We start from the raw sequence: 16648 nt of genomic DNA, 5'->3' as shown, positions 1-16648 counted from the left end.
CGGGGACGTTGCCCTTGCCCTGCTCGGGCGCGGTCGGGCGCCAGCCGCTCTGGTTGATGCTCATGCCAGTATCTCCTGGAGTGCGGACGCAAGCGTTTCGACGTCCTCCGCGGTGGTCGTTTCGGTCACGGCGACGACGAGGCCGTTCGCAAGATCGTCCTTGCCGGGATAGAGCCGCCCGAGCGAGACACCCGCGAGGATGCCGCGATCGGCGAGCGTGCGGACGACGGGACGCGCCTCGACCGGCAGCTTCAGCGTGAATTCGTTGAAGAAGCTGTCGTTGATCAGTTCGACGCCGGGGATCTGCGACAGTCGCTCGGCCGCGGCCACAGCACCTGCATGGTTCACCTCGGCAAGCTGGCGCAGGCCCGCTTCGCCGAGCAGCGTCATGTGGATCGAGAAAGCCAGCGCGCACAGCCCCGAGTTGGTGCAGATGTTCGACGTCGCCTTTTCACGGCGAATATGCTGCTCGCGCGTCGACAGAGTCAGCACGAAGCCGCGGCGGCCATCGGCGTCGACGGTTTCGCCGCAAAGCCGGCCGGGCATCTGGCGGACATATTTGTCCTTGCACCCGAACAGGCCGACATAGGGCCCGCCGAACTGGAGGCCGACGCCGAGCGACTGCCCCTCGCCGACGACGATGTCCGCGTCCATCTCGCCGGGCGAGGTGATCGCGCCGAGCGCGACGGGCTCCGTGACGACCGCGATCAACAACGCCTTCTTGGCATGGCAAGCATCCGCGAGCGGACGCAGATCGGCGATGCGGCCGAGGATGTCGGGATACTGGACGACCACGCACGACGTGTCGTCGTCGATCTTCGCGATCAGCCGGTCGAGGTCCATCTCGGGCACCAGCCGCGGGTCGGTCGTATCGAGCACGTCGCCGGTGAACCTGGCCATCGTGTTCGACACCGACACGTAATGCGGGTGCAGCCCCGCCGACAGGATCGCCTTGCCGCGCTTGGTGATGCGACGCGCCATCACGATCGCTTCCCAGCACGCGGTCGAGCCGTCGTACATCGACGCGTTGGCGACGTCGGTGCCTAGCAGCCGCGCGACCTGCGTCTGGAACTCGAACAGCATCTGCAACGTGCCCTGCGCGATCTCGGGCTGATACGGCGTGTAGGCTGTCAGGAACTCGCCGCGCTGGATCAGGTGATCGACGCTGGCGGGAACATGATGCTTGTACGCGCCGCAGCCGAGGAAGAACGGGGCTTCCCCCGCAGTAAGGTTCTTCTTGGCGAGCGCCGACATGTGGCGTTCGACCGCCATTTCGGAGGCATGCATCGGCAGGTCGCGGACGGGGCCGTCGAGGCGGGCGGCTTCGGGCACGTCGACGAACAGGTCGTCGATCGTCGCGGCACCGATGACGGCGAGCATCGCCTCGCGGTCGGGCTGGGTCAGGGGAAGGTAGCGCATGGAACTCTCCTTGCCCCTCCCCTGAAGGGGAGGGGCTTTGACGAATTAAAGCCCTTCGACGAACGCCGCGTAGGCAGCTTCGTCCATCAGGCTGTCGAGTTCGGCGGGATCGCTGAGCGTCAGCTTGAAGAACCAGCCGGCGGCTTCGGCGTCCGAATTCACCAGGCTCGAATCGTCGGCGAGCGCGGCGTTGCCCTCGATGACGGTGCCCGACACCGGCGAATAGACGTCCGACGCGGCCTTAACCGATTCGACGACTGCGGCATCGGCGCCCTTGGTCAGCTGCTTGCCGGCCTCGGGAACCTCGACGAACACGACGTCGCCGAGCTGGCTCTGCGCATATTCGCTGATGCCGACCGTGCCGACGTCACCGTCGACATCGACCCACTCATGATCCTGCGTAAAATAACGGCTCATATCACTTGGCTCCTGCGCGGACGTAGCGGTGGGGAATGAAGGGCATCGCGGTGACGGTCGCGCTATGGACCTTGCCGCGCTGTGCGATCTCGATGCGGGTGCCCGGCGTCGCCAGCGCGAGCGGCACATAGGCCATCGCGATCGGCTTCCCGAGCGTCGGCGCGAAGCCCCCGCTGGTGAGGCGGCCGATCGTCGCGCCGGTGTCGTCGATCACCTCGGACCCCTCGCGTGCGGGCTGGCGGCCCTCGACGATCAGGCCGACTCGCTTGGTGGCGGGGCCATTCTCGCGCTGCGAGAGGATACGTTGGGCGCCGGGGAAGTCGGCAGCCTCACGGCGGCGCTTCGACAGCGCGAAACCAAGGTCCGCCATGACCGGCGTGGTCTCGGGATCGAGATCGTGGCCGTAGAGCGGCAAACCGGCTTCGAGGCGCAGCGAATCGCGTGCGCCAAGGCCGATCGGCTTGATCTCGGGCAGTGCGAGCAGCGCGTCGGCGAACGCGACGGCATGCTCGACGGGGATCGAGATCTCGACGCCGTCCTCACCGGTATAGCCCGATCGGCTGATCCAGAGCGGTACGTCGTTCCAGTGGAACGCGCCCGCTGTCATGAACACGAGGCTGTCGATGCCGGGGACGATCCGCGCGACCGCGTCAACCGCCTTGGGGCCCTGTACCGCGAGCAGCGCCTGGTCCTCGAGGATGTTGATCGTGACGTCGTCGGGCAGATGCTCGATCAGATAGCTGACATCATCGTACTTGGTCGCGCCGTTGACGACGACGTAGAAGCTGCCGCTCGCGGTCGGCGACGGGTGCAGCGGGTCGTACGCCTCGGGCTCGACGTCCTGCGCCGAGAAGGGCGAGGGCTGATCGTCGGGCAGGCGCGTCGCCATCAGGTCGTCGAGGATGCCGCCATCCTGCGCGAGCAGCAGCGAATAGCGCATCTTGCCCTCGCCAAGCCCGGCGATGTCGCCCGGCAGCACGGTTTCGAGCGCGCTCGCGACGCCTTCGCCCGAAAAGACGAGCTGCCCCATGTGGCTGACGTCGAACAGGCCGGCCGATTCGCGCGTCCAGGCGTGTTCGGCCATGATGCCGTCATACTGGATCGGCATCTGATAGCCGGCGAATTCGACCATCCGTGCGCCGTTCGCGCGGTGCCACGCGTCGAGCGGCAACGGCAGCACCTCGGGCTCGACGTAATCGTCGGCCTCGTCGATGATGCTGGCATAGTCTCGAATGTCGGCGTCGCTCATGTCGGTCTCCGTCGAAGGGGCGCGCGGCACCCTGTGGTGCTGCGATCCGACCCCCTCTGTCACGGAACCTGAGAGCTTTCACCGCCTGATTGGCGGCTTACCCCTTCGGTGGCCCTCGGCACGGAGCCAGGACGCTTTCCAGAGTGTCGATCAGCCCCGCGCGGTCTCTGGTGCCTGAGAGATTCCGGGGTGGTTGCTCCTTCGGCGGCCCCCTGCCCCTTTCAGGGCCGATCCTCAAAGGACCAGGAAACGCTCTCCCGCGCGGTGCCATGCCGGTTGCCCGGCATCGACGCGTCAAGCTGTGCCGCGCCGCACAATCTTAGTCAATCGGCGGTTTGGCGTGATCGTTCTTTTGCTGCGATCGCGGCGGCCTCATGCCCCGTCATCCTGACGAAAGTCAGGATCCAGGATCACGCACGGGCCGCAGCTTGGCTCTGGATCCTGACTTTCGTCAGGATGACGGGATGGTGGTGACTCAGCGGGTGGCGTTGTACTTCAGCTGGTCGGCGGTCAGCTGGAACCCGACCAGCGTCTCGAAGCTGGCGCGCAGCACCGCCTGCCGCACCTCGGGCGTGCTCAGCGGATCGACCGCCGCATCCTCGTCACCGGCCTTGCGCTTGCGCGTCAGCTTCTCGCGGACGTCCGCCGACAGCGTTGCCGCCGCGCGCGTGATCGTCGCGGTGCCCTGGGCATTCGCCTCCGCCCGCAGCTGGCCTGCATCGAAGTGCAGCGTCACACGGCCGACGCGCTTGGCAACGACCGCGCTGCCGCCGCGCACGACGGTCACGAAATAGGGCAGCACGACGTCGCGCGCCGCGTCGGCCCGCGCACGCCGCGCCTGGACAGTGAACGTCACGTTCGTCAGGATCGGGTCGTTAGCGTCGACGCAGGTCGAACGGACATTGGTCATCAGCGCGGTGACGTCGATCGCCGACTGGTCGCGGCTGGTGACGGGGTCGAACACGGTGATGTCGCCGGTCGCGGCCGGCACCGCGACGGTCGGGCACGCGGTGCGGATCGCGGAGATGCCGCCGGTCGCGTCGATCTCTCCCTTGGAAGCGCAACCGCTTAGGGCGAGCGCGAGGATCGAAACGGCAAGGATGGGGGCTTTCACGGGGACGCGTACCTTCTCGAACGAGCGAAAGGGCCTGCGCAACCGCACCGGCCCCTGTCACCGCGCACCATAGGAACCGGCTTTCGTCCAGGCAAGCAATCGCGTAGAGCCCGACGACTATGAGCATCCCCCCAGAGCCCATCGCAACCCCCGCAACCTCGGCCGCTGAGCCGGCCGTGCGCGGCGACAAACCCGCGCTCGAACTACTGATCGCCGCGCCGCGCGGCTTCTGCGCCGGGGTCGACCGCGCGATCCGCATCGTCGAGCTGGCGATCGAGAAGCACGGCGCGCCGGTCTATGTCCGTCACGAGATCGTCCACAACAAGTTCGTCGTCGACACGCTGAAGGCGCAGGGCGCGGTGTTCGTCGAGGATCTGAGCGAGGTCCCCGACGATGCGCCGGTGGTGTTCTCCGCGCACGGCGTCCCCAAATCGGTGCCGCTCGACGCGCAGGCGCGCGGGCTTGAATATCTCGATGCGACCTGCCCGCTGGTCTCGAAGGTCCATCGCCAGGCCGAGCGGCTGGTCGCGCAGGGGCGGCACATCGTGTTCATCGGCCATGCCGGCCATCCCGAAGTGATCGGCACCTTCGGCCAGGTGCCCGAGGGCGCGATGTCGCTGATCGAAACCGTCGAGGATGCGGAAGTCTTCGCGCCGGTCGACCCCGCCAATCTCGCCTTCCTGACGCAGACCACGCTGTCGGTCGACGACACCGCGGCGGTCGTCGCGACGCTGCAGCGACGCTTCCCCGAGATGCTGCCGCCGCGCGGCGAGGACATCTGCTACGCGACCTCGAACCGCCAGGCCGCGGTCAAGGCGATCGCGCATGGGTGTGACGCGATGCTGGTGATCGGCGCGCCCAATTCGTCCAATTCGGTGCGGCTGGTCGAGGTCGCGCAGCGCGAGGGCACGCCCGCGATGCTGATCCAGCGCGCCAGCGAACTCGACTGGGATTTCCTCGCTGGAGTCGGCACGCTCGGCATCACCGCAGGCGCGTCCGCGCCCGAGCTGCTCGTCCGCGAACTCGTCACGCGCCTTGCCGAGCGGTTCGAGGTGTCCGAGCGCGAGGTCGAGACGACGCGCGAGACGATCGCCTTCAAGCTGCCCCGCGGGCTCGAAGCCGCCGCCTAGCATGGCGGTCTATACGCAGGTTTCGGCCGAGGCGCTCGGAACATTCCTCGCGCGGTACGACCAGGGTGCGCTGGTCTCCGCCAAGGGGATCGCCGAGGGGGTGCAGAACAGCAACTACCTGGTCGAGACCACTGCGGACCGGTTCATCCTGACGCTGTACGAGGAATGGACGTCGACCGACGACCTGCCCTTCTTCCTTGCGATGCTCGATCATCTGGCCGCGGCGGGCAATCCGGTGCCGCGCGCGCTGCCCGATCGCGACGGTCTCGCGATCCAGCAGCTCGCCGGGCGCTCGGCCTGTCTGATCGAGTTCCTGACCGGCGTGTCGGTGTCGCACGCGACCCCCGCACAGGCACGGGCGGCCGGCGCGGCGATGGGCCAGTTGCATGCCGGGCTGGCGGACTTCGCACCGACCCGCGCCAACCCGCTGGGCGCCGACACCTGGCGCCCGCTGCTCGAGCGGTGCGGTGCGGGGATCGACACGATCGCGCCCGGGCTGTTTGCACGGATCGAGGCAGCGCTGGCGCGGGTGCTGGCACAGTGGCCGCGCGACCTGCCGGTGGCGGCGATCCATACGGACTTGTTCCCCGACAATGTCCTGATGCTCGGCGACCGCGTGACCGGGGTAATCGACTTCTATTTCGCCTGCACGGACATCCGCGCCTATGACCTGGCGGTGATGCACAGCGCCTGGGCGTTCGACGCGACTGGCGAGCGTTACGATCCCGCGATCGGCGCGGCGCTGATCGCGGGCTATGAAAGCCGGTTCGCGCTGTCCGAGGCGGAGCGTGCCGCGCTGCCGATCCTCGCGCAGGGCGCCTGCCTGCGCTTCCTGCTGACGCGCGCCTGGGACTGGGTCAACACGCCGGCCGATGCGCTGGTGACGCGCAAGGATCCGCTCGCCTATTGGCGGCGGCTCGAAGCCTATCTCAAGGACGACCTGTTCGCATGACCGACGACGCTACCGCGACAACGATGACCAAGGTCGAGATCTACACCGACGGCGCGTGCAAGGGGAATCCGGGCCCGGGCGGATGGGGCGCGGTGATCCGGATGGGCGCGCACGAGAAGGAATTGTCGGGCGGCGAGCCGCAGACGACGAACAACCGGATGGAGATGACCGCGGCGATCGAGGCGCTCAACATCCTCACCCGGCCCTGCGCGGTGACGCTGTATACCGACAGCAAATATGTGATGGATGGCCTGACCAAATGGGTGAAGGGCTGGCAGCGCAACGGCTGGAGGACCGCAGACAAGAAGCCGGTGAAGAATGCCGAGCTGTGGCACGCGCTGCTCGCCGCGGTTGCGCGGCACAAGATCGAGTGGCAATGGGTCAAGGGCCATGCCGGCCACCCCGAGAACGAACGCGCCGATACGCTCGCCAGCAACGCCGCGATCGCCGCTATGGCACCGGGCCGCCGCTAGGCTGACACGAAACGGCGTTAGAAACGACGGGGCGAATAGCGGTGCGGATCGATCCGCGCCACCGCAGGATCAGGCGACGTCCCAAGCAGCAACGCGGCCGCAAGACGCGCCGCCGCCGGTGCAGTCTGGATGCCAAAGCCGCCCTGCCCCGCGCACCAGAAGAAGCCGGGTTCGCTCGGGTCGAAACCATAGACCGGCAGCCGGTCGGGCGCGAAGGTCCGCAGGCCCGCCCAGCGGCGTTCTACCTGCGTGACCTGCCAATCGACCGCCTGTTCGAGCCGGTCGATCGCGATCGCGACGTCGATCTCCTCTGGCGCGGCATCGCAGGGGTCGGTCGGCGTCTCGTCATGCGGGCTCAGCCAGAGCCGGCCGCCGGGCTCGGGCTTGAAATAAAAGCCACCTGAAATGTCGGCAATATGCGGCATGCCCGCCGCGGCTGCGGGATCAGTCCGCAGCTGGACCATCGTCCGCCGGTAGGGCTGAAGTCCGATTGGTACCACGCCCGCGCATCGTGCGACGGTATCGGCCCAGGCCCCCGCCGCATTGACCAGCACGGCGGCGCGAAACGTCCCCGCGGGCGTCTCGATGATCCACTGCCCCGAGTCGCGCCGGGCGGTCTGCAGTGCGGCCCCGGTGACGAGATCGGCGCCGCCCCGCCGCGCGGTCGCCAGGTCGTGCGCATGCAGCCCGGCGACATCGATATAGGCGCAGCTCGGCTCGTGCACGCCGAGCGTCCAGTCGGGGCGCAGCCCCGGAAGGAACGCCGCCGGATCGACCCGGTCGAGCTGCACGTCGCTATCGCTGAATTCGGCGAGGAACCGGTCGATCGCGGGCGCGTCCTGCGCACGGCCGATATGCAGCGATCCCAGCGGCTGGAGATGCCCCCCGGCCCTGAGCACCGGCCCCGAGGCGGTCGTCAGCGGCTGGATGTCGGGGCCACCATAGGTTTCCGACCAGAAGGCCGCGGACCGGCCCGTCGCGTGGTAGCCGGGCATGTCCTCCGCCTCGAGCAGCAGCACGCGCGCATGCGGCGCGAGCATCGCGGCGAGGCTGACCCCGGCCATACCCGCACCGACGATCGCGACGTCGTAGACGCTCATCGGCGCGGCACCGTGTCGTCGAGGAACGCGTCGAGTGCGGCCAGCGCACGGTCACGTACGGCATCCGATTCGCGCAGGATCTCATGCGCCGATTCAGGACCGAACCGCACCAGCCGCGCGTCGCGCAGCCGCTCGACGATCCGGACCGCGGCATGCGGATCGACCAGCTTGTCGGCATCCGCGAGCAGCATCAGCACCGGCGTCGCGATCGTCTCGACGCGCGGATCGCAGGCGAGCGCGGCGGACCCGGCAAACGCTTCGGACAACCAGGTCCAGCTCGGCGGACCGAGCTGCAGGTCGGGCTGCGCCTCGTGCCACCAGCGTTCGTCGTGATAGCGGTCGGCGTCGTGGGTGAGCAGACGCTGGCGCGAGGCTACGGGGCCGGGCCGCTCGTTCTGGCGCCAAGCCGCGCGGATCGGCGCACGCCGCGCCATGTAGCGCGCGATCCGGCCGCTCAGCCGAGCGCCGAGTGGAGAGCGCAGTCCCAGCATCGGTGCGACGAGGATCGCCGCCGCGGGGTCGATCGTCCCCGCCGTCAGCGCGCGCATCACCATCAGCCCACCCATCGAATGGCCAAGGATCGCCGTCGGGATGCCGCCATCGCCTTCGCCGCGCCACTGCCGCCAGAAGCCGGCGAGATCGGCGTCGTAGGTCGCGAAATCGTCGACATGGCCGACATAGGGGTCGGGGGACAGCCGCCCCGACCCGCCCTGCCCGCGCCAGTCGAGCGAGGTCACCGACCAGCCGACGCTGCGCAGATGCGCTATCGTCTCGAGATATTTCTCGAAACTGTCGCCGCGACCGGCTTGGAAGAGAAACCGTCCGCGCGGGTTCGGTGCCGGCCAGTCGAACCGCCTCAGGCTCCAGCCATCGGCAGCGATCCAGCGACTGACGCGAGCATCGTCGGGAATCGCGCGCCGACTCGCGGCTGGCACGATCGGTGCGACGGTGGTGCGGGCATGCGGACGGGCCGGACCGGAGGCGGGCCCGGAGGTCGGATCAGAATCGAACATCGGCGACACAGTTACTTTTTCGAAAGCCATACCCGCTAAATGTAGTGCATGGGGTCGACGTTTACTCTTCCAATTCTACTTTTTCTGCTCGCCGGGCTGCTTGTCCTCGCTGCGATCGAGGACGCACGGACGCGGGAGATCGCCAATGCGAAGACCGCCGCGATCGTGCTGCTCGCGCCATTATGGTGGTGGGCCAACGGCCTGTCGCCCTGGCCCGACATGGCGATCCAGATCGGCATCGCCGCGGCGGTCTTCGCGCTGTTCTGCATCGCCTTTCATTTCGGGCTGATGGGCGGCGGCGACGTCAAGCTGATCGTCGCGCTGTCGCTGTGGCTGCCGTTCGGCGCGTTCATGGCGATGCTGATGGTGATGTCGATCGCGGGCGGCGTGCTGACCGCGGGGATGCTGATCGCAAGGAAGCTGGCCATGCGGCGCGCCGATTCGGGCGTCGAAAACGCCGCGATCGAGGTGCCCTACGGCATCGCGATCGCCTTTGCAGGGCTCGTCGCGGTCCACGAACCACTCCTTAACTCCCTGCGGTAGATACTTAATGTTCGATCAATCACACGGCGCCCGAAAGGCACGATGAGTCATGGATAGTCGCAAGCTCATATTGCTGGTCGGTGCGTTGATCGTGGCGGCGGTCACGGCCTTCTTCGCCCGCACGCTGATCGCGGGCAGCGCAGCCCCGCAGGCGACCGCGGTGGCGATGCAGCCTGCCGTGATCGACGGCCCGGAAGTGCTGGTCGCGACTCGCGCGCTGCCGGTCGGCACGATCCTCGATGCGACCGCATTGAAGTTCCAGCCCTGGCCCAAGGAACTCGTCGACAACGCCTATTACCTGAAGGACAAGACCGACCTGAAGGCGCTGCAGGGCACCGTGGTGCGCAACATGATCACTGCGGGCCAGCCGGTGACGCAGGGCGCGCTGGTCAAGCCCGGCGACCGCGGCTTCCTGGCGGCCGCGCTCGGGCCCGGCATGCGCGCGGTGACGGTCCCCGTCTCGGAACAGGCGTCGGTCGCGGGCTTCGTGTTTCCGGGCGATCGGATCGATCTGGTCCTGACCCAGGCGGTTGCGGGCGGCGGCGACGGCGATCCGCTGAAGGTGTCGGAGACGATCATGCGCAACGTGCGCGTGCTCGCGACAGACCAGCGTACCGACAACAAGGTCGGCGACGACGGCAAGACCGTCGTCAGCACCTTCTCGACGGTCACGGTCGAGACGACGCCCAAGATGGCCGAGGAGATCGCAGTCGCGCAGACGGTGGGCACGCTGTCGCTGTCGCTCCGCTCGATCGCGGACAATGCGGGCGAACTCGAGGACGCGATCGCGTCGGGCAGCGTGAGCGTGCCCGCGGGGTCGGATCCCAAGGCGGAGCGCGCGATGCTGCTGCGTCTCGCGAGCCAGCCCTCGTCGGGAGCGAGCAGCTACGTCACCGGCGCGGACGTGTCGCGCTACCAGCGCAGCACCGTGCCGGGCAAGGCGGTCGCGTCCGGCGGTCCGGGCGGCTCGGCACAGATGATGATGCCGGCTGGCGTACCCGGCGGCGCGCCGGCGGGAGCCCCTTCGGGCGCGATCGCGTCGGGCCCGGTCGTCCGGGTCGCCCGCGGCAACAGCATGACCATCGTTCCGGTGGGGGGGAAGTAAGATGCGTACGAGCATGACAGGGATGCGGGCGTCGCTCGGCTGGTCGTTCGCCGCGGTGCTCGCCGCGGCAGGCACCGCGCCCTCCGCGCCGGCCATCGCCCAGGCGCAGGTCTCGGCCGCTCCCGCCGGGCTGGTTCAGGTCAATACCGGGCGTGGCCGGCTGGTGACGCTGTCGCGGCCGATGAGCGACCTGTTCGTCGCCGACGACACGATCGCCGACGTCCAGGTCCGCTCGCCGACCCAGCTCTACATCTTCGGCAAGAAGACCGGCGAGACGACGATCTCGGCGACGGCCAAGGGCGGCGCGATCGTCTACAGCTCGACCGTCCGGGTCGGCAACAATCTCGATTCGATCCAGCAGATGCTCGGGCTGGCGATGCCCGAGGCGCAGGTTGTCGCGACGCCGATGAACGGGTTGGTCCTGCTCACCGGCACGGTCGCCGCGCCCGAGGATGCAGCGGAGGCCGAACGGCTGGTGCAGGCGTTCGTCGGCGATGCAACCAAGGTCCTGTCGCGTCTCAAGACCGCGACGCCGCTGCAGGTCAATCTGCAAGTCCGCGTCGCCGAGGTTTCGCGCAACTTCGTCAAGACGATCGGCGTCAATATTGCGTCAGTCGATCGGACGGGCGGATTTCAGTTCGGCGTGGCGCAGGGCCGCGCCGGGACGTTCAACCCAGGAGGCCCGCTGGGGGTGGGCTTCAACATAGCTCCTTCCAATGGCAGCCTGCTGGAGAAAGCCACCAGCGGCAGCACCTTGGGGTTTGCCGGCAAACTTCTTGGTCTGGATCTTCTCGGTGCGCTCGATGTCGGTGAGACGACAGGACAGGTCTCCACGCTCGCCAACCCGAACCTCACCGCGCTGTCGGGCGAGACCGGGACGTTCCTCGCGGGCGGTGAAGTGCCGATCCCGATCGCGCAGGCGCTGGGCACGGTGTCGGTCGAGTACAAGCAATATGGCGTCAGCCTCGCCTACACCCCGACCGTGCTCTCGGACGGCCGCATCTCGCTTCGCGTCCGCCCCGAAGTGTCGCAGCTCGATTACTCCAATGCGGTCACGCTGAACGGCACGCGGGTGCCAGGGCTGACGACGCGGCGGACCGAGACGACGGTCGAGCTCGGCTCGGGCCAGAGCATGATGATCAGCGGGCTGCTGTCGAACAACCACAACAACACCTACGACAAGACGCCGGGGCTCGCGAGCCTGCCGATCATCGGCGCGCTGTTCCGGTCGAACAGCTTCCAGCGCAACGAGACCGAACTGGTGGTGATCATCACCCCCTATCTGGTCAAGCCGGTCAACAACCCGGCCGACATCGCGCTGCCCACCGACGGCTACAAGGCACCGACCGATGCCGGCCGGGTCCTGCTCGGCGATCTCGGCGGCGGAACGACGGGCGGGCGCCGGCCGGTGCCGAGCGTCGCGCCGATGGGCTATGCCAACCCCGCGATCGGCGCTGCCGCCCCGGTCGGCCCCGTCCCGACCCGCGACCCACAGCAGCCGGCCATCAAGACGGGCACCAAGCCGAACACGAAGACGAGCAAGGGCGCCGCACCGATGCCCGGCTTCTCCAACTGATCCCGCGCCGCGCCATGTTTCAAGGACTTCGCACGATGACGAAACACCCGATCCTGCTGCTATCGCTCGGATCCGCGCTGCTGCTCGGCGGCTGTATGGGAACCGAGAATCGGGGCCTCGAGTCGGTCCACCAGCCGGTCGTGAGCCGCGCCAATTATGCGCTCGACCTCGGCACCGCCGGCGGCACGCTGGCGCAGGGCGAGGCGCGGCGGCTGGCGGGATGGATGACGACGATGCGGGTCGGCTATGGCGACCGCGTCGCGATCGACGATCCTGCGGGCGAAGCACCGATGGCGCGCGCCGAGATCGCCGACGTCGTCGCGGGCTATGGCCTGTTGCTGTCCCCCGACACCCCGGTCACGCAGGCGCCGGTCAGCCCCGGCGCGATCCGGATCGTCGTCACGCGGATGCGCGCCGACGTCCCCGGCTGCCCCGACTGGTCGCGCGACGCGAGCATCGACATCGCCAGCCATACGTCGTCCAACTATGGGTGCGCGATGAACCGCAACCTCGCGGCGATGGTCGCGCGGCCCGAGGATCTCGTCCGCGGCTCCGGCGACGCCGAGACCTATGACCCGGCCTCCTCGTTCAAGGCGATTGATGTGTATCGCCGCGCGGTGCCGACCGGCGCGAACAACGCGCTGCGGTCCGAAACCGCAGGGGGCAAGTGATGAACGCACCCTGGAAGCCCGCTGGCATCGCGCACCGCGAACCCTTCGCCGCCTATGTCTGCGACGAGGCGACCGCCGAGGCACTGCGCCCGATCGCGGCCGAACTCGGCTGGTCGGTCGACAAGGTCAGCAAAGGCGGTCTGCGCAACGCGATCCAGTCGTTGTCGGTGTCCGCCAGCCCGCAGATCCTGTTCGTCGATCTCGCCGAATCGGGCGATCCGCTCAACGACATCAACGCGCTGGCCGAAGTGTGTGAGCCCGGCACGGTGGTGATCGCGGCGGGTCAGGTGAACGATGTCCGGCTCTACCGCGATCTCGTCGCCAGCGGGATCCAGGACTATCTGCTCAAGCCGCTGCACCCCGACATGCTGCGCGAGGCGTTCGGCCATGCGCAGGCGATGCTGAGCGCGCCCAAGCATGTCGAACATGCCCCCGCGCGACCGCAATGCTCGATCGCGATCATCGGCACGCGCGGCGGCGTCGGCGCATCGACGATCGCGACGTCAGTCGCCTGGCTGATCGCGGAGAAGGAACAGCGCGCGACCGCGCTGCTCGATCTCGACGTGCATTTCGGCACCGGCGCGCTGTCGCTCGATCTCGAGCCGGGCCGCGGGCTGACCGATGCGATCGAGAATCCGAGCCGGATCGACGGGCTGTTCATCGAGCGCGCGATGGTCAAGGCGTCGGAAAAGCTGTCGGTGCTGAGCGCGGAGGCGCCGATCAACGCGCCGCTGATGACTGACGGCGCCGCCTTCTACCAGCTGCAGGAGGAGATGTGCGCGGCGTTCGACTGCACCATCGTCGACCTGCCGCGCGGTATGCTGGTCCAGCATCCGCATCTGATCAGCGAGGTCCACCTCGCGGTGCTCGTCACCGACCTGACGCTGGCGGCGGCGCGCGACACGATCCGCCTGCTGTCGTGGATGAAGTCCAACGCGCCCAAGACCCGGGTGCTCGTGCTCGCCAACCGGATGCATGCCGGCGGCCAGCTCGAGATCAGCCGCAAGGATTTCGAGGGCTCGATCGAGCGCCGGATCGATCATGTCGTGGTGTTCGACCAGAAACTCGCGGCGCAGGCCGCCAAGCTCGGCAAGCCGATCGTCGAGGCCGGCAAGACGTCGAAGACGATCGCGCCGATCGTCGCGCTCGTCACCGAACTGATGGTCGCGGTCGATGCCACCGGTACGGAGGCTGCGAGCGCCAAGACGCCCCGCCGGTCGGGCGGCGTCTCGCTGCTCGGCAAGTTCAGCGACCTGAAGGGGCTGATGGCCAAGCGGGCGACCAAGTCGTGACGCCGCGCGGGTCGCGGATGCGCGCCGATCGGGCGCAGAGGGCCTAGGCGGCGATGGACATGCTTCCCGTCATCATGGTCGCGCTGGGCGGCTGCACCGTGCTCGGCCTGCTGGTGTTCGCCTTTGCCGGTCCCTCCACCGGGCGCGCCCAGACACGCCGGGTCGCGTCGCTGCGTCTGCGCCACGGCGATGGCGTTGCCATGCCCGAGGCGCAGATGCGGCGGATCGCGATGGCGGGCGACACGCGGATGGATCTGGCGGTCGGGCGGTTCCTGCCCAACCGTGCCGAGCTTGCCAAGCGGCTGGCGATGACCGGCAAGGACTGGACCGTCGGACAATATGGCATGGCGACCGCGGGGCTGACGCTGGTCGTCGCGTTCCTGATGCTGGTGCGTGGCATGCCGATCTTCCTCGCGCTGTTCGTCGGCCTGTTCGTCGGCATCGGCATCCCGCATCTGGTGGTCGGCAAGGTCCTCAAGCGCCGGGTGGCCAAGTTTACGCAGAAGTTTCCCGACGCGATCGAGTTGCTGGTACGCGGCTTGCGCTCCGGTCTGCCGATCAGCGAGACGATCGGCGTCGTCGGCGCCGAGGTCGATGGTCCGGTCGGCGAGGAATTCCGATCGGTCAGCGACAAGATGAAGATTGGCCGGACGATGGACGTCGCGCTGCAGGAGACCGCGGACCGGCTCGGCACGCCCGAATTCCAGTTCTTCGTCATCACCATCGCGATCCAGCGCGAGACCGGCGGCAATCTGGCCGAGACGCTCGCCAATCTCGCCCACGTATTGCGGATGCGCGCGCAGATGAAGCTGAAGATCAAGGCGATGTCGTCCGAATCCAAGGCGTCGGCCTATATCATCGGCGCGCTGCCGTTCATCGTGTTCGGGCTGATCTGGTTCATCAACGGTACGTACATGCAGAAGTTCTTCATCGACGAACGGCTGATGGTGATCGGCATGGGCGGGCTGTGCTGGATGGCGATCGGGTCGTTCATCATGTCCAAGATGATCAGCTTCGAGATTTAGGAGCAGGATGATGGGTGAGACCGCCGGACCTATGCTGCTCGGATTCGACGTCCTTTGGGTCGCGACGATCCTGTCGGGAATCGCCGCCTTCGCGGTGATGGTGGCGATCTATGCCGCCACCACGGTCAGCGATCCGATGGCCAAGCGGGTCAAGGCGCTCAACGATCGTCGTGAACAGTTGAAAGCGGGCATCACCGCCTCGACCAAGCGCCGTGCCAAGCTCGTGCAGCGCCACGATGCCGCCGACCGTATGCGCGGCTGGCTGTCGTCGATGAAGGTCCTGCAGGACAGCCAGGTCAAGGCGGTCCAGGTCAAGCTGGCGCAGGCGGGGATCCGCTCGAAGGAATGGGCGCCCGCGGTGATCTTCGGCCGGCTCGTCCTGCCGATCGTGATCGGCGGCGCGATGGTCATCTGGGTCTATGGCACGGACGGCTTCGCGACGTGGAGCCCGCTCAAGAAATACGGTCTCGTCGCGGTCAGCTTCATCCTCAGCTACAAGGCCCCCGACCTGTATCTCGACAACAAGATCACCAAGCGCACCGATGCGATCCGCAAGGGCTTGCCCGACGCGCTCGACCTGCTGGTGATCTGCGCGGAGGCGGGGCTGACGATCGATGCGGCGTTCCACCGCGTGGCGCGCGAACTCGGCCGCGCCTATCCCGAACTGGGCGAGGAATTCACGCTGACCGCGATCGAACTGGGCTTCCTGACCGACCGGCGCAGCGCGTTCGAGAATCTCGCCGGCCGTGTGAAGCTCGACGCGGTGAAGGGCGTCGTCACGACGATGGTCCAGACCGAGAAATACGGCACCCCTCTCGCCTCGGCACTCCGCGTGCTGTCGAACGAGTTTCGCAACGAACGGATGATGCGCGCCGAGGAAAAGGCCGCGCGGCTGCCGGCGATCATGACCGTGCCGCTGATCCTGTTCATCCTGCCCGTGCTGTTCGTCGTCATCCTCGGGCCGGCGGCCTGTTCGATCTCGGATGCGTTGCTCAAGAGCTGAGGCAACCCCAGCCGCAGCGGTTCGTTGAGCCCCCGTAACAGGAGGGTTTTCACGATGCCGTTGTTTTCCACACCGACGCAGTTCGCCGCACTGGGGCTGGTCCTGATCGCGGGCTGGCTGCTGGGCCTCGCCAGCCATCCCGGCGGCAAGAAGTGGAAGGCGCGCTATCTTGCCGAGCGCGATGCGCATGGCGCGACCCGCAAGGAGACTGACCTGCGCGCGAGTGCCGCCGAACAGCGTGCGGTCGAGGCCGAGCATGAGAATGCGCGGCTGGTGAAGGCGGCAGCGGCAGCGCCGGTGGCGGCCCCCGTGGCAGCGCCGGTCGCGCGGACGGCGGCGGCGCCCGTCTCGCGGGACCGGGACGTGGCCTATTCGGACGGCTATGCAACGGGCCGGCCGGGCTATGCGACCGACGGCACCAAGCGCGGCTGGTTCGACTTCAACCAGCGTCGGTGAGGATTCGGGGGGCGTTGTTCCCCCACTCCTCGTACTCCCGCGAAGGCAGGAACCCAGTCTGGATCCCCGCCTTTGCGGGGAGGCAGTCTCTTTTTCACTACCCCGGCGGA

Annotated in this window: 17 protein-coding genes and 2 riboswitches; of the genes, 11 read left to right on the top strand and 6 right to left on the bottom strand. The window is 67.9% G+C overall.

The window, feature by feature from the left end; translation table 11 throughout:
- Window positions 1-60 precede the first annotated feature (60 nt).
- The 4 genes from gcvPA to sphsw_RS16565 all read right to left on the bottom strand — a co-directional run bounded on the left by gcvPA (window position 61) and on the right by sphsw_RS16565 (window position 4199).
- Window positions 61-1419, bottom strand: a complete 1359-nt coding sequence (gcvPA, locus tag sphsw_RS16580; protein ID WP_031441600.1) for an aminomethyl-transferring glycine dehydrogenase subunit GcvPA — start codon at window positions 1417-1419, stop codon at window positions 61-63.
- A gap of 45 nt (window positions 1420-1464) precedes the next feature.
- The gene (gene gcvH / locus sphsw_RS16575) at window positions 1465-1836 is read right to left on the bottom strand and encodes a glycine cleavage system protein GcvH (protein WP_031441599.1); all 372 of its coding nucleotides are present in this window, start codon (window positions 1834-1836) and stop codon (window positions 1465-1467) included.
- A 1-nt stretch (window position 1837) separates the two neighbouring features.
- Window positions 1838-3085, bottom strand: coding sequence for a glycine cleavage system aminomethyltransferase GcvT (gcvT, locus tag sphsw_RS16570; RefSeq protein WP_081874392.1), 1248 nt, complete (start codon window positions 3083-3085; stop codon window positions 1838-1840).
- Window positions 3086-3131: 46 nt separating this feature from the next.
- Window positions 3132-3235: riboswitch (glycine riboswitch) on the bottom strand.
- Window position 3236: 1 nt separating this feature from the next.
- Window positions 3237-3355: riboswitch (glycine riboswitch) on the bottom strand.
- A gap of 205 nt (window positions 3356-3560) precedes the next feature.
- Window positions 3561-4199 carry a hypothetical protein gene (locus sphsw_RS16565; protein WP_235188438.1) on the bottom strand — a complete coding sequence of 213 codons (639 nt, stop codon included), beginning with the start codon at window positions 4197-4199 and terminating at the stop codon, window positions 3561-3563.
- Window positions 4200-4375: 176 nt separating this feature from the next.
- Between sphsw_RS16565 and ispH the strand changes: the two genes are divergently transcribed.
- Genes ispH through rnhA form a run of 3 tightly spaced genes read left to right on the top strand, consistent with a single transcriptional unit; the run spans window position 4376 to window position 6754 of the window.
- Window positions 4376-5329: a 4-hydroxy-3-methylbut-2-enyl diphosphate reductase gene (ispH, locus tag sphsw_RS16560; protein WP_031441596.1), complete on the top strand. Its 954-nt coding sequence runs from the start codon at window positions 4376-4378 to the stop codon at window positions 5327-5329.
- 1 nt (window position 5330) lies between these two features.
- Window positions 5331-6281, top strand: a complete 951-nt coding sequence (gene thrB, locus sphsw_RS16555; protein ID WP_031441595.1) for a homoserine kinase — start codon at window positions 5331-5333, stop codon at window positions 6279-6281.
- Window positions 6278-6754 carry a ribonuclease HI gene (gene rnhA / locus sphsw_RS16550; protein WP_042467595.1) on the top strand — a complete coding sequence of 159 codons (477 nt, stop codon included), beginning with the start codon at window positions 6278-6280 and terminating at the stop codon, window positions 6752-6754. The genes thrB and rnhA overlap by 4 nt, the downstream gene beginning before the upstream one ends.
- Before the next feature lie 17 nt (window positions 6755-6771).
- Here rnhA and sphsw_RS16545 read toward each other — a convergent pair whose 3' ends face one another.
- Both sphsw_RS16545 and sphsw_RS16540 read right to left on the bottom strand, forming a co-directional pair.
- Window positions 6772-7854, bottom strand: coding sequence for an NAD(P)/FAD-dependent oxidoreductase (locus sphsw_RS16545; RefSeq protein WP_031441594.1), 1083 nt, complete (start codon window positions 7852-7854; stop codon window positions 6772-6774).
- On the bottom strand, window positions 7851-8867 hold the full coding sequence (locus sphsw_RS16540; protein WP_081874391.1) for an alpha/beta fold hydrolase: 1017 nt from the start codon (window positions 8865-8867) through the stop codon (window positions 7851-7853). Before sphsw_RS16540 ends, sphsw_RS16545 begins: the two co-directional genes overlap by 4 nt.
- A gap of 48 nt (window positions 8868-8915) precedes the next feature.
- Between sphsw_RS16540 and sphsw_RS16535 the strand changes: the two genes are divergently transcribed.
- From sphsw_RS16535 to sphsw_RS16500, 8 genes are read left to right on the top strand one after another with little or no spacing between them, the layout of a single operon-like run.
- A complete protein-coding gene (locus sphsw_RS16535) occupies window positions 8916-9410 on the top strand; it encodes an A24 family peptidase (RefSeq protein ID WP_031395063.1) in 495 nt (164 codons plus the stop codon).
- Between the two features lie 49 nt (window positions 9411-9459).
- Entirely contained in the window at window positions 9460-10515 is a 1056-nt protein-coding gene (gene cpaB / locus sphsw_RS16530) for a Flp pilus assembly protein CpaB (RefSeq protein WP_031441592.1), read from the top strand.
- Between the two features lie 13 nt (window positions 10516-10528).
- Window positions 10529-12091 (top strand): type II and III secretion system protein family protein, encoded by a 1563-nt coding sequence (locus tag sphsw_RS16525; protein ID WP_081874393.1) that lies wholly within the window; start codon window positions 10529-10531, stop codon window positions 12089-12091.
- Between the two features lie 35 nt (window positions 12092-12126).
- Window positions 12127-12762 (top strand): CpaD family pilus assembly protein, encoded by a 636-nt coding sequence (locus sphsw_RS16520; RefSeq protein WP_031441590.1) that lies wholly within the window; start codon window positions 12127-12129, stop codon window positions 12760-12762.
- Complete coding sequence (locus sphsw_RS16515) at window positions 12762-14054, top strand: AAA family ATPase (RefSeq protein WP_031441589.1); 1293 nt, start codon at window positions 12762-12764, stop codon at window positions 14052-14054. The genes sphsw_RS16520 and sphsw_RS16515 overlap by 1 nt, the downstream gene beginning before the upstream one ends.
- 53 nt (window positions 14055-14107) lie before the next feature.
- Window positions 14108-15079: a type II secretion system F family protein gene (locus tag sphsw_RS16510; protein WP_031441588.1), complete on the top strand. Its 972-nt coding sequence runs from the start codon at window positions 14108-14110 to the stop codon at window positions 15077-15079.
- A 7-nt stretch (window positions 15080-15086) separates the two neighbouring features.
- On the top strand, window positions 15087-16082 hold the full coding sequence (locus tag sphsw_RS16505; protein WP_192070668.1) for a type II secretion system F family protein: 996 nt from the start codon (window positions 15087-15089) through the stop codon (window positions 16080-16082).
- 54 nt (window positions 16083-16136) lie between these two features.
- Entirely contained in the window at window positions 16137-16538 is a 402-nt protein-coding gene (locus sphsw_RS16500) for a hypothetical protein (RefSeq protein WP_042467591.1), read from the top strand.
- Window positions 16539-16648: the final 110 nt, after the last annotated feature.

Source organism: Sphingomonas sp. FUKUSWIS1 (genome assembly GCF_000733135.1).
Classification (GTDB): domain Bacteria; phylum Pseudomonadota; class Alphaproteobacteria; order Sphingomonadales; family Sphingomonadaceae; genus Sphingomonas; species Sphingomonas aerolata.
The sequence above is the reverse complement of the archived record's forward strand: the minus strand, read 5'-3'. Positions and strand labels throughout refer to the sequence as shown.

Bases quoted from the DNA above. Each gene is read 5' to 3' on its own strand.
- sphsw_RS16500 (WP_042467591.1), top strand. From the start codon at position 16,137: ATGCCGTTGTTTTCCACACCGACGCAGTTCGCCGCACTGGGGCTGGTC.
- gcvT (WP_081874392.1), bottom strand. From the start codon at position 3,085: ATGAGCGACGCCGACATTCGAGACTATGCCAGCATCATCGACGAGGCC.
- sphsw_RS16525 (WP_081874393.1), top strand. From the start codon at position 10,529: ATGACAGGGATGCGGGCGTCGCTCGGCTGGTCGTTCGCCGCGGTGCTC.
- sphsw_RS16510 (WP_031441588.1), top strand. From the start codon at position 14,108: ATGGACATGCTTCCCGTCATCATGGTCGCGCTGGGCGGCTGCACCGTG.
- gcvH (WP_031441599.1), bottom strand. From the start codon at position 1,836: ATGAGCCGTTATTTTACGCAGGATCATGAGTGGGTCGATGTCGACGGT.
- sphsw_RS16540 (WP_081874391.1), bottom strand. From the start codon at position 8,867: ATGTTCGATTCTGATCCGACCTCCGGGCCCGCCTCCGGTCCGGCCCGT.
- sphsw_RS16505 (WP_192070668.1), top strand. From the start codon at position 15,087: ATGATGGGTGAGACCGCCGGACCTATGCTGCTCGGATTCGACGTCCTT.
- cpaB (WP_031441592.1), top strand. From the start codon at position 9,460: ATGGATAGTCGCAAGCTCATATTGCTGGTCGGTGCGTTGATCGTGGCG.
- sphsw_RS16515 (WP_031441589.1), top strand. From the start codon at position 12,762: ATGAACGCACCCTGGAAGCCCGCTGGCATCGCGCACCGCGAACCCTTC.
- sphsw_RS16545 (WP_031441594.1), bottom strand. From the start codon at position 7,854: ATGAGCGTCTACGACGTCGCGATCGTCGGTGCGGGTATGGCCGGGGTC.
- sphsw_RS16535 (WP_031395063.1), top strand. From the start codon at position 8,916: ATGGGGTCGACGTTTACTCTTCCAATTCTACTTTTTCTGCTCGCCGGG.
- thrB (WP_031441595.1), top strand. From the start codon at position 5,331: ATGGCGGTCTATACGCAGGTTTCGGCCGAGGCGCTCGGAACATTCCTC.
- rnhA (WP_042467595.1), top strand. From the start codon at position 6,278: ATGACCGACGACGCTACCGCGACAACGATGACCAAGGTCGAGATCTAC.
- sphsw_RS16520 (WP_031441590.1), top strand. From the start codon at position 12,127: ATGACGAAACACCCGATCCTGCTGCTATCGCTCGGATCCGCGCTGCTG.
- gcvPA (WP_031441600.1), bottom strand. From the start codon at position 1,419: ATGCGCTACCTTCCCCTGACCCAGCCCGACCGCGAGGCGATGCTCGCC.